The organism is Commensalibacter communis, assembly GCF_947179105.1.
Lineage (GTDB): Bacteria > Pseudomonadota > Alphaproteobacteria > Acetobacterales > Acetobacteraceae > Commensalibacter > Commensalibacter communis.
Genome location: NZ_CAMXCK010000003.1, coordinates 66,849 through 78,872, shown reverse-complemented (window position 1 = coordinate 78,872; position 12,024 = coordinate 66,849). Strand labels below are relative to the sequence as shown.

The following is a 12,024-nucleotide window of genomic DNA, read 5'->3' as shown; positions in this document are numbered from 1 at the left end:
TCCGATTGTAATCTATAGACAATCAAGGAATTCTTCTGGAATAGCAAGACACGCAGAATCAGCTTCATTTGGATCAGGCTGCGTTGCCAAATAATCATCCAACGAGCCTTCTTTGACTCGCCTTCTATATTGATTTAAACGCTTTAGAATATCGTCATCAGATAGTAAATGAGAAATCCCAAGACCATTTTCTATATCTTCTGGATTGCGCGGCACTCTACGCATAGCTTCTGAATGCTCTAATAAATGATTTTGATCTGCATATTTTAAATGAAATAACCACAAATCATGTTCAAATGAGTGTGAGTTTTGACAACGATGAAATCCTGGATCCCAAATTGTTGGAACAGATGACACAGATGGCTTACAAGACCAACTGGTAATCACGCCGTTCGAACGCTGCCTTAAGATGGATTTTGACCAATCAACGGGAGGTTTAATCATAGGATCAATCACTTCCACCCCTACACAACGACAAATCTGCGCAGAACATTGAGATAGATATTCACCAAGTGAATTCCAACGAGATGGGCGTGGTAAAATAAATTCATCAGTATCAACAAAAATAACCCAATCATAAGTTTGCAATAATTTTTGTTGCCATTCACTGATAATACGAACCGTTTCCGATTCATCTAAATATTCTTGTCGTGAAATACGCTCAACATAAATATTATTTTGAACTTGCAAAGGTGGGGAACTACCATGATCCAGAATAAATAAATTTTCCTCACCAACTAAACGGCTGTAATGCTTGATCCATACAGGCAACATAACATGTTCTTGATAACATTTTGTTATCACTGCAATACGAAGAGAGGGAAAGCCCATCAAACAAATCTCCACTGAAGCAAACTTTTCAATAAAAGTTCGATCATTTTGTTACACTATAAAAAATAGCTTAAAATTAATAAATACCATTTTTACTGCTGCTTGATAATAATATTATTAACATGGTGTTTGTTTCACTAAGGATAAATAAATAAGATTTCCATCATCTAGAATACTTTCGCCTTCTAGCATATAGGCACGCATGAGAAATTCTATTGCCTTACTATCATTCAGATTATATAAAACCTGTCCCAGTCGTAATAATATAAATGGATTTTGATGGCCATCTGGCGCGTTTAAAGCATCATAAAACTGTTCTTTTGCATTCGAATAATCCTCTTTTTGATAGTATCCATCACCGATATGTTAAGCAAATGAAACAGACATGTTTATGATATTTTATAATAAAAGCCATGTTCTAATACTAGAACATGGCTTTTAATTCATTTATGCTTTGTCAAAAATAATTGCTAAACAATATTTGCTTTAAGTAATGCTGCAAACACTTTAGCCACAGCCACCGCTCCAGGATCAGGATTTCCAGACAAGCTGTCACTATTCAAGTAAGAAGAACGACCCGCATTTGCTTTGGTTGATTTTGCGGTATCTTCTGCACCTTTACCTGCAGCTTTTGCAGCTTCTTCCAAACTATTGCTTTGTTGTAAGGCTTCTAAAGCAGGCTGCAATGCGTCAATCATGGTTCTGTCACCAAGGTCAGCACCACCATAATGTTTCATTTGATTCAATCCAAACAACAACCCCTCGACCAGAGATTTACCCTCGGCTAGTTTTTGACCAGCGCCCGTAAAGAAGATTGAGAATAACACCCCACTGGAACCGCCCATCACTACGGCCAAACGTTCTCCAATAACCAAGCATAGCTTTGACTGATCTGCCAAAGGTAAATCGTTAGCTTTTAACAAAGCGGATATCCCACGCGCACCAGCCGCGAAAGTTGCACCTGTATCGCCATCACCAACCTTGGCATCAAGCGCGTTTAGCTCATCTTCAAGCTCACTTAATGTCTGGGTAACGACATCGACGATTTGACCAGAGAGCTTATCATCAGAAGGTGTATATTGAACTTTCGTGTCAACAGTTTCCAAAGAAACAACAGACATTTTTTCAGGCTTTACAGCCCCAACCCAAGAAGATGCTTCTGTTGGCGCAGTTAATGCTTTTTCAATTTTTTCATCAAGAATCAAAAGGCTTAACGATAAGCCCTTCATATCCAGAGCGGTCACAACCAAAGCTGGCCCAACAACATAATTAATTTGTGATGCAAGCGTGCTATGATAGAGTTCTTTGGTTAAAATACCCATTTCCAACGCAGAAACACCGCCTAAATTATTCACCATCACCGCCACACGATCATTCTTGGTAATATGAGGGATTAATTCAGATAACATCAATTCGATCACTTCACGGCTATTTTGAGTGGCAACTTTGCTAGCACCTGGTTCGCCGTGAATACCCAAGCCAACTTCAATAGAACCTTCTGGAATACGTTGTGCATCACCTTTAGCCTGAGGTAAATGACAGCCAGACATTGCCACACCGATACTGAATACTTGTTTATTAGCGTGGTCCACGAATTCTTTGACCTCTGCCAAAGAATAACCCGCTTCTGCTGCGTAACCAGCCATTTTATGAACAAAAGCAGTTCCCGCAATCCCGCGAGGTTGTTTATTATCTGGCAAAGAAATATCATCACGAACGATGACCATTTCTACTTTATAACCCAAATGTTTTGCTTTTTCCGCAGCTAGACCAAAATTTAAACGATCACCCGTATAATTTTTAATAATCAGCAAACAACCTGCTTCACCTGTTACAGCGATAATTGCTGTTAATACTGCATCAACACTGGGGGAAGCAAACAGATCACCGCAAACAGCTGCCGTCAACATGCCTTTTCCAACGAACCCAAGATGTGCTGGCTCGTGCCCTGCACCACCACCAGAAACGACCGCTACTTTTTTCTTGTCCCAATCCCTACGCACAACAATACGCATTGAAGGATCCGTATCAAGTTTAGCAAGATTTTTATGAGGTGCTGTTACTAAGCTCCCCTCTATAGCGTCATTTACAAGTTCTTTACGATCATTAAAAAAAAAATTCGACATGATCCATCCCTTAATTTTTAAAATTGTTAAATAACTATTATTACTATGCACCAAGGCAAACAGGCATGACAAGTCACTATTCAAGATTTTGTGAAAATATATCAATACATGCAAATTTTGGTCGTGTTTGAATCACAAAGTGCAGATAATATTTTGCCATTTCCTGCGAACGAAAAAATCGCGCTGCTTACCAAAGTTATTAAATTGATCAATTATATGCTCACTTTAGGCTTCGCATATTGCTGGATAATTACCATCGCCGCATTTGACACCACCCACCAATATTACCAAGATTTTAGAACGAACATCATTTACGCTGCTCAAATTAAATATTCCACCCTCTCAGCAATCAACAGCACAGCACAGCAAAGCAAAGCAAAGCAAAGCAAAAATTAAATCAATGCATGAAGATGGCTAAAGTTTTTATACATTTCGAAGCCCTCAAAAAATAAATACGTGAGATACCATAAATAGAATAAAAATAGCTTTTAACCTATATTTCATGGCCGCTTAAATATACTGGGTTACAGTGATAGGCTGACGTTTATTGTTGTTACTTCTGATATTGAGTTATCATCGTTATCGTTACTCTAAGCCAGAACGGTATCTGCTCCAAGAGTATGTTATGGACAGCTACCACATCAGATTTATATAAACAAAATCAACATTCATTTATAATTTGTTTAAATTATCAGAACGCAAATAAAGTGTGCGAAGCTATGATTACTAAAAACTGCTTGTTAGCTGTAAAGAAGGATCCGAAAGAAAGAAAATAATAAATGATTTATATATTGCTTATTACGGTTAATAAAGTTTTTGAAATTAATTTATATTCACATAGAGCTTTGTTTGTAACAGAGTTTTATGACAAATAACAAATTGCTTTTTAAACGTTTCCGATCGAAACTTGATATAGCAAATCGTAGTTTTTATATGATTACTCATTAACATAATGAAATACATTTGTTATGTTAATGAGCTACTACATTTCTACAAAAAACGGATAAGTAATGAAATCCTATGATTCATATGGAGGTTGGTTCATTCCTTTGGGAGAGTAGGTAAATACTTCAACACCATCCTCGGTAACACCCATCATATGCTCAAACTGCGCACTCAAAGAGCGATCACGTGTTACAGCTGTCCAATCATCGTCGAGGATCTTCACATCTGGCTTACCAACATTTAACATCGGTTCAATAGTGAATACCATTCCTGGTTTTAATTCCAAACCATGTCCTCTTTTCCCGTAATGCAAAACATTTGGTTCTTGATGAAATACACGACCAATGCCATGACCACAAAAATCTCTGACCACTGAAAAACGTTGTGCCTCGGCATATTCTTGGATCACATAGCCAATGTCACCCAGCGTATTGCCAGGTTTTACCTCCCTAATCGCACGCATCAAAGATTCGTACGTCACATCAATTAATCGTTGTGCAAGCCGAGACACCTTACCCACGACATACATACGGCTGCTATCGCCATACCAACCATCTAAAATAGGAGTAACATCAATATTTAAAATATCGCCATTCATTAAACGTCTATCCCCTGGGATGCCATGACAAACGACGTGGTTGATCGAAATACAACAAGATTTTGGAAAACCTCTGTAATTTAATGGTGCAGGAATTGCCCCATGTTCCAGAGTAAATTCATGAATAATTGTATTTAACTCTTCTGTGGTGACACCCTCTTTTACAAACGGGGTAATCATGTCCAACGTTTCAGCAGCCAAGCGTCCTGCAGCTCTTAACCCAACAAAGTCTTCTTGAGTATAAAATACCATCCGACGATCTGCCATATCATCCTCCAAATTAAATAAACTTTAAATAAAATACCCAACTAATAATACATATTAGTTGGGTAAGGTAAACTCATTCTTGATAACATTTAATAATAGGATCAAATATTATAGAATGATTTTTATCTCTTTTTGTGTTTAACAACATATTTTGTCGTTGTTTTTGAAGCCTTTGCCTTTTTAGACTTTACTGGCAATTGAGCAACTTGCACAACCCCACCCTTGGAAGAGCGCGAAGCTCTTGCCAGGATTACTTTGGAGCGCTTGTGAGAACCCCCTCGTTGTGTTGCTCTCGCTAAGACCAAAGGTCTTTCAGCTGGTGTGACCCCATATTTTGAAAACCCCTCATCCAAAGCACTCATCATTGTTGTATTGCGTCGTGAATTACTGGGGGCTCCCATCACGACCCCAACCAAACGCACGTTTCCTTGTACTGCAGAACCAACTAAATTATGCCCAGCCGCCGCAGTATACCCCGTTTTTAAGCCATCAGCCCCTGCATAGCCTTTAATCAAGGGATCATGATTAGGTATCGTACGACCACGAAAATTAAAGGAAGAAACTTTAAAGAAAGGATAATATTCTGGATAATCTAAGATCAAATGACGCGCCAAAGTTGCCATATCTCTTGCCGTTGTGACTTGATCTGGGTTGGGCAATCCTGATGCGTTCCGAAAAGTGGAATCATTCATCCCAATAACTCTGGCTTGCTGGGTCATCATTTGCGCAAAACGTGGTTCGTCACCACCACCGATAAATTCACCCAACGCACAAGCCGCATCATTCGCAGATTTAGTGACCAATCCCAAAATTGCTTCACGAACAGTAATGGTTGATCCTGCACGTAAGCCTAATTTAGAAGGTTCCATAGAGGCTGCATGAATTGAAACAGGAATTCTTTGGTTTAGAGAGATCGCATTGGCATGTAACGCACGAAACGTCATATACAATGTCATCATTTTTGTAAGGCTGGCAGGATATCGTTGCAAATCAGGATCATCTTTGGAAATGACCTTGCCATTAATATCAGTTACAATAGTACTGATACGACCAGTATATTGAGCATGTGCCGTAGGGGATAAAAGAAATGCACATAACGATACTGAAAACGCAAAAAAACCAATTGCCTTCTTAGTGTTTAACTTAAACAAAGTTTTTTTAATCGTAAAATGTTTTTTCATCAAACGATCGTGATTACAATCAGAAATATATCCTGTCACGTTGCTCCCCTAAATATTGCCTGAATGAATAAAAATAATAATCATTTTCATTAAAAATTATGTAAAGAAACTATCTTTTATTCTCTGAACATAATCAAACACAGTCCTCATGTATGTACACCCTCTAAGGTTAACATTTTTATCCCCCTCGATCAATCCAAGAATCAAATAAAAACTTAAAATACAACCACATATTACAATAATTTAAAGTATAATCACAACTTGATTATGTTGCGAATAAAAACTAACTAATCGCTTAAAAAATATTTTCAAAGCAAAACAAAGGAATAACTGCTTGTAAATGAAAAAAAGATATGCTTAGTTCCCTTCCAGATAGTTTAAAAACTATATAAAACTATAAATCATTCTTGAACAATACCCATTAAAATATGTCAGTGAATATGCCTGTTTTGTTACCCTTTCATCACCGCACAACCCAATATACGTCATTGTCTGTCGATTCTCAGACACTGGATAGCGTCGATACCCTGTCACTACAACAAACAAAGAAACCGCCAATGTATAAAATTATCATGTTAAATGATGATTTTACCCCAATGGATTTTGTGGTTTACGTCATTGAAAGCATTTTTCAAAAAGAGAAAGAAGAAGCCATTAAAATTATGTACGAAATACATAATACAGGCATGGGTCATTGTGGAACTTTTACTTATGAAATTGCTGAAACCAAACAAAATCAGGTTATGCAATTGTCAAAAAAACACCAACATCCCTTGCAATGTGTCCTTGAAAAAGAATAATTCAATGCCAACTTATTTAATAACAAATCAAAATAAGTGAGATTATGTTTATAATACATTCTTTTTGATAAAATATTGTTTGAAAATTATATTTCTTGCAATAGAATGAATCGACGTTGGTTTTATAGTATATTTTAAGGTAGTAATATTGTGTTATCCAATAATTTAGAGCATTCCCTCTGTCGGGCTTTTGAATTAGCTGGGAAATATAACCATGAATACGCGACACTAGAGCATCTTTTGTATGGATTGACCGAAGACCCTGATGCAATTGTTATTTTTGATGCTTGTCGAGTAAATATTCCACAATTACGGCACGATATTCAGTATTTCGTACAAAATGATTTATCTATTTTAACAACAAATATTGAAACCAATCCAAAACCAACAACAGCATTCCAACGTGTCATTCAACGTGCAAGCATCCATGTCCAATCCAATGAAGCCCAAGATGTGAATGCCGCCAATGTTATTATTGCTTTATTCTCCGAACATGAAAGCCATGCAGTCTATTTTTTACAAACTCAAAACCTAACCAAACTCGACGTTTTGAACTTTCTTGCTCACAAAATTACAAAAAAATCTTCTCCTCCACACTATCCTCATCTTTCAGAAGACAATGACGATCTAGAAGATTTCTTTCTAGACGAACAAAAAGAGCAAACAAACAGTAATAATGAAAACCCTCTATATCAATATTGCGTTAATCTAAACGAAAAAGCAGCTTCGGGTTTAATCGATCCCTTAATTGGTCGCGATGCTGAAGTTGAACGGACTATTCAAATCCTATGTCGTCGCACAAAAAACAACCCATTGTTGGTGGGCGATCCTGGCGTTGGCAAAACCGCAATTATTGAAGGATTAGCATTAAAAATTGTTGATGAAACTATTCCAGAGATTTTGAAAAATTCTACCATTTATGCCCTTGATATGGGAATTTTGATGGCAGGTACACGCTATCGCGGTGATTTTGAAGAGCGACTAAAAGCAATTATTCAAGCCCTACAAAACGAAGAGAAAGCAATTCTCTTTATTGATGAAATCCACACGATCGTTGGTGCAGGGTCGACTTCCAATGGTTCTTTAGATGCATCCAATTTATTAAAACCTGCTTTGGCAAATGGCAGCCTACGTTGTATTGGTTCCACAACTTATAAAGAATATCGCCAACATATCGAAAAAGATCATGCGTTGGTAAGACGGTTTCAAAAAATTGACGTGATTGAACCAACGGCAGATGAAACATTTCAAATTCTTTTAGGATTAAAAGAAAACTATGAAAAACATCATAATATTTCTTATACAAAAGAAGCTATTCAAACAGCTGTAACTTTGTCAATTAAATATATTCATGATCGAAAACTGCCTGATAAAGCACTAGATATTATCGATGAGGTCGGAGCAATCCAAGCCCTTTTGCCAGTAAATAAACGAAAAAAAATTATTAACGTTCACGATATCGAAAAGACAATTGCAAAACTTGCTCGAATTCCTGAAAAAACAGTTTCCTCAGATGATAAAAAATCATTAAAGCAGATTGACCTAAAACTTAAAAAAGCCATCTTTGGACAAGACCAAGCAATTGATTTATTAACCTCAGCCATTAAAATGTCCAGAGCAGGATTACGCCCATCTGAAAAACCAATAGGCAGCTATTTATTTTGTGGTTCTACAGGTGTTGGTAAAACAGAAGTTGCACGTCAGCTGGCACATGTCTTAGGGGTTAAGTTAATACGGTTTGACATGTCTGAATATATGGAAAAACATTCTATTTCCAGATTAATTGGAGCCCCTCCTGGTTATGTTGGTTTTGACCAAGGTGGGTTATTGACTGATTTTGTCGATCAGCACCCTCATTGTGTACTATTACTTGATGAAATCGAAAAAGCACATGCTGATATATATAATATCCTATTGCAGGTGATGGATCATGGCACATTAACCGATCATAATGGCAAAGTGGTTAACTTTAGAAACGCCGTTATCATTATGACCACTAATGCAGGAGCATCAGAGTTCAGCAAACCTGTTATTGGATTTGTAAATAATCATATTAATATAGATAATAACGAAGCGATTAAAGAAACTTTTTCACCTGAATTTAGAAATCGTCTTGATGCAATCGTTCCATTTGCGCCCTTATCAAAATTGACGATCAGCAAAGTCGTCAATAAATTTATGCAAGAATTACAAGAACGGTTGAACGAACAAAAGGTTAGCTTGACTCTGTCCCAACCAGCAAAAGATTGGTTAATCAAGCACGGATATGATCCTGTTTATGGTGCAAGGCCATTAAACAGGATTATTCAAGATAATATTAGTAAAACTTTGGCGGAAGAAATTTTATTTGGACAACTCGTCAACGGTGGAGAGGTTCATATTCAGGTCGATAACGATCAGCTGAGTTTCGAATATAAAGCAGCGGCTTTACAGAAGCGTAAACGACAAAAGAAAGCAGCTTTAGAATCTTCATAAATAATTTTTTATAAAACCAGTCAAATATGGCTGGTTTTACTTTGTAATCTTCTCGTAAAGGGAAAATTATTTACTCAAATCTTGATTTCAAAATCTGACATAAGTCATTCATCCTACCCTTTGCCAATATGTAACCATATTAACAAAGGATATTACAAATGACTAATCTATCTTAAGTTAAGATTAATTACTGCGCTTTAATATTTTGCTTCTCTTCTTTAATCTTTTTTTCAATTTCCTTTAACTTTGCAATCTTCTTTGCTTTTTTCTCTTTTACCAATGCTTTATGATCTGGATCACCACCTAACTCTGCTTTAAGCAAATTCAGAGACGCAAGAATCTCAGGATTAGGTTTTGGCGCAACCATTTCAAATTTTTCTAATTCAGCAATCATTAACTCGACTACCACAAGACGTGCGAACCACTTATTATTCGCTGGAACCACGAACCACGGTGCTTCTGGGGTGGCTGTCATTTCAATCGCTTCTTGATAAGCTTCTTGATATTGATCCCAAAATTTTCTTTCTTTTGGATCACTTGGAGAGAATTTCCATTGTTTTTCAGTACGATCCAAACGTGATAACAAACGCAAACGTTGCTCTTCCTTGGATATATTCAAAAATATCTTAACAAAAGCGTAGCCTTGTCTATGCAAATAGGCTTCAAAATTACAAATATCTTCATAACGGTATTTCCAGAAATTCTTATCTTTCATTACTTCTTCAGGAAGCCTTTGTTTTTCTAAGACTTCCGAATGAATTTTGGTTACCAATACTTCTTCATAATGGCTACGATTAAATATTCCGATTTTGCCTTTAGGTGGCACAGCAACGTGAATACGCCACAAATAATCATGAGCTAGCTCAACAGGGCCAGGTTGTTTAAAAGAAGCCACATGAATACCTTGTGGGTTCACCCCTGACGTTACATGTTTAATAGTGCCATCTTTGCCCGACGTATCCATTCCTTGCAAAGCGACCACCAAAGTGCGATCATCATTAGCGTATAACAACTCTTGCAATTCACATAAACGTTTGACTCGTTTTCTTAACGCTTTTTTTGCTTCTTTTTTAGTTAAAGAAAGTCCCGCTGTATCAGAAGGATCATAATCAGAAAGTTTAAATTTCTTTCCATGCTCAACTTTATATTTTGATCTTAATATTTCACATACCGATTTATCAACCATTATTATTCTCCAATTGCTTTGATATATTATTTAATTTCTCTTGCTACAGCAACGCCTGCAGGTGCCTGACACACAGGCATCATCTCAATCCGATTAATATTGACGTGGGATGGCAATCCAATGATCCAACTTATCGTTTCAGCAATATCCTCTGCGGTCAAAGGGTTTGTTCCTTTATAGACTTCTTTTGCTTTTTGAGAATCTTGCAACCTAACTTCACTAAATTCAGTGCCACCACAAAGGCCAGGCTCTATATTTGTCACTCGGATTGGAGTGCCCAATAAGTCTGTTTTTAAATTCAACATAAATTGCGTTACAAATGCTTTTGTTGCACCATAAACATTCCCTCCTGGATAAGGATATGTCCCTGCGATACTACCAAGGGAAAGAATATGCCCTTTCTTTCTTTTCAGCATCCCACTGATTATAAGCTGTGTCAAATGAATAAGCCCAATCACATTTGTTTGAATCATTTGATCCCAATCTGGCAAAGAGATATTGGGAATAGGGTCAATTCCCAAAGCTAGCCCTGCATTATTCACCAACACATCAATATCTTGCCATTCAGTAGGTAATGTTTGGATGACTCTTTCAATTTCTTTGGTATCAGCCATGTCCATCACAACAGGATAAATATTCCCAAATAACTCTTGAGCTAATTGTTCCAGTTTTTCTTTACGACGTGCTGTTGCAATAACTTTGTATCCATCACGAACCAGCCGACACGTGATTTCCCTTCCGAACCCAGCAGAAGCACCCGTTACCAAAGCAATTTTTTGTTCTGCCATTATTTTTTCCTTGTTATAACAATATTTATAGTAAATTATAAAATAATAAAAATAATTCGCCACTGAAAAAATAATAATTTAAACATATCTTTACATTATACTCTTTAAAAAACTTCATTGTTCCCATAAAATGATTTTATAATATCGTATTTTGTTTCCTTATATAAACAAGGTAAAATAGTCTTGAATTTTTCTGATCTTTCCAGCGGTCTTGCTGGTCAAATTTTAATCGCCAGCCCATTTATTACCGCACCACCTTTTGCACAAACGGTTATTTTTCTTTGTGCCTATTCTCCTCAAGAAGGAGCGATGGGAATTATTGTCAACCGCCATCTGACCAAACCTACACCCGAGGAATTGTTACAGCAACTTGGCATAGCCCCTATTCCACAAGAAGCGATATTTTCTGTTAGTGCTGGAGGTCCCGTTGAAAATGCTCATGGCTTGGTCTTACACTCTACTGACTGGGAAACAAACGGATGTATTGCTGTTACAGATCAAGTTTTGTTAAATGCCAGCCTTGACGTCTTAAGAGATCTTTCGATTGGGAAAGGTCCTAAATATTCTTTATTAGCATTAGGACATGCCAGCTGGGCACCTGGGCAATTAGAGGATGAATTAAGAAATAGTATTTGGCATATTGCCCCGTGTAATGAAGAAATGCTGTTCAACCCTCATTATACAAAAAAATGGCGTAATGCATTACATTCTATCTCTATTGATCCTGGTAAATTATCTTATTTTGTTGGGCAGTCATAATAAATTAATAAAAACACATGATCTAGGAATAATAAGAAATCTATATAAAAAAAAATAGTTTTATTCAT

Annotated in this window: 10 protein-coding genes; 4 read left to right on the top strand and 6 right to left on the bottom strand. The window is 36.8% G+C overall.

Features of this window, described 5'->3' with window-relative positions; translation table 11 throughout:
- Nucleotides 1-12: 12 nt before the first annotated feature.
- Both PQG52_RS06975 and PQG52_RS06970 read right to left on the bottom strand, forming a co-directional pair.
- On the bottom strand, nt 13-831 hold the full coding sequence (locus tag PQG52_RS06975) for a glycosyltransferase family 2 protein (protein WP_271828708.1): 819 nt from the start codon (nt 829-831) through the stop codon (nt 13-15).
- 470 nt (nt 832-1,301) lie between these two features.
- Nucleotides 1,302-2,957 (bottom strand): dihydroxyacetone kinase subunit DhaK, encoded by a 1,656-nt coding sequence (locus tag PQG52_RS06970; protein WP_271828707.1) that lies wholly within the window; start codon nt 2,955-2,957, stop codon nt 1,302-1,304.
- Between the two features lie 108 nt (nt 2,958-3,065).
- Between PQG52_RS06970 and PQG52_RS06965 the strand changes: the two genes are divergently transcribed.
- Nucleotides 3,066-3,353 (top strand): hypothetical protein, encoded by a 288-nt coding sequence (locus PQG52_RS06965; RefSeq protein ID WP_271828706.1) that lies wholly within the window; start codon nt 3,066-3,068, stop codon nt 3,351-3,353.
- Between the two features lie 622 nt (nt 3,354-3,975).
- On the opposite strand, the gene map is transcribed toward PQG52_RS06965, so the two are convergent.
- Nucleotides 3,976-4,767 (bottom strand): type I methionyl aminopeptidase, encoded by a 792-nt coding sequence (gene map / locus PQG52_RS06960; protein WP_271828705.1) that lies wholly within the window; start codon nt 4,765-4,767, stop codon nt 3,976-3,978.
- A 122-nt stretch (nt 4,768-4,889) separates the two neighbouring features.
- Nucleotides 4,890-5,987 (bottom strand): D-alanyl-D-alanine carboxypeptidase family protein, encoded by a 1,098-nt coding sequence (locus PQG52_RS06955; protein ID WP_271828704.1) that lies wholly within the window; start codon nt 5,985-5,987, stop codon nt 4,890-4,892.
- A 395-nt stretch (nt 5,988-6,382) separates the two neighbouring features.
- Between PQG52_RS06955 and clpS the strand changes: the two genes are divergently transcribed.
- Together clpS and clpA are read left to right on the top strand one after the other, a co-directional pair.
- Nucleotides 6,383-6,748, top strand: coding sequence for an ATP-dependent Clp protease adapter ClpS (gene clpS, locus PQG52_RS06950; protein ID WP_271801153.1), 366 nt, complete (start codon nt 6,383-6,385; stop codon nt 6,746-6,748).
- A gap of 150 nt (nt 6,749-6,898) precedes the next feature.
- A complete protein-coding gene (clpA, locus tag PQG52_RS06945) occupies nt 6,899-9,223 on the top strand; it encodes an ATP-dependent Clp protease ATP-binding subunit ClpA (RefSeq protein WP_271828703.1) in 2,325 nt (774 codons plus the stop codon).
- A gap of 187 nt (nt 9,224-9,410) precedes the next feature.
- Here the strand turns inward: clpA and PQG52_RS06940 are convergent, their stop codons facing one another.
- Nucleotides 9,411-10,409 carry a PPK2 family polyphosphate kinase gene (locus tag PQG52_RS06940; RefSeq protein WP_271801151.1) on the bottom strand — a complete coding sequence of 333 codons (999 nt, stop codon included), beginning with the start codon at nt 10,407-10,409 and terminating at the stop codon, nt 9,411-9,413.
- A 26-nt stretch (nt 10,410-10,435) separates the two neighbouring features.
- Nucleotides 10,436-11,197 (bottom strand): SDR family NAD(P)-dependent oxidoreductase, encoded by a 762-nt coding sequence (locus tag PQG52_RS06935; protein ID WP_271828702.1) that lies wholly within the window; start codon nt 11,195-11,197, stop codon nt 10,436-10,438.
- A 183-nt stretch (nt 11,198-11,380) separates the two neighbouring features.
- Here PQG52_RS06935 and PQG52_RS06930 point away from each other — a divergent pair, with 183 nt between their 5' ends.
- Nucleotides 11,381-11,956, top strand: coding sequence for a YqgE/AlgH family protein (locus PQG52_RS06930; protein ID WP_271828701.1), 576 nt, complete (start codon nt 11,381-11,383; stop codon nt 11,954-11,956).
- Nucleotides 11,957-12,024 lie beyond the last annotated feature (68 nt).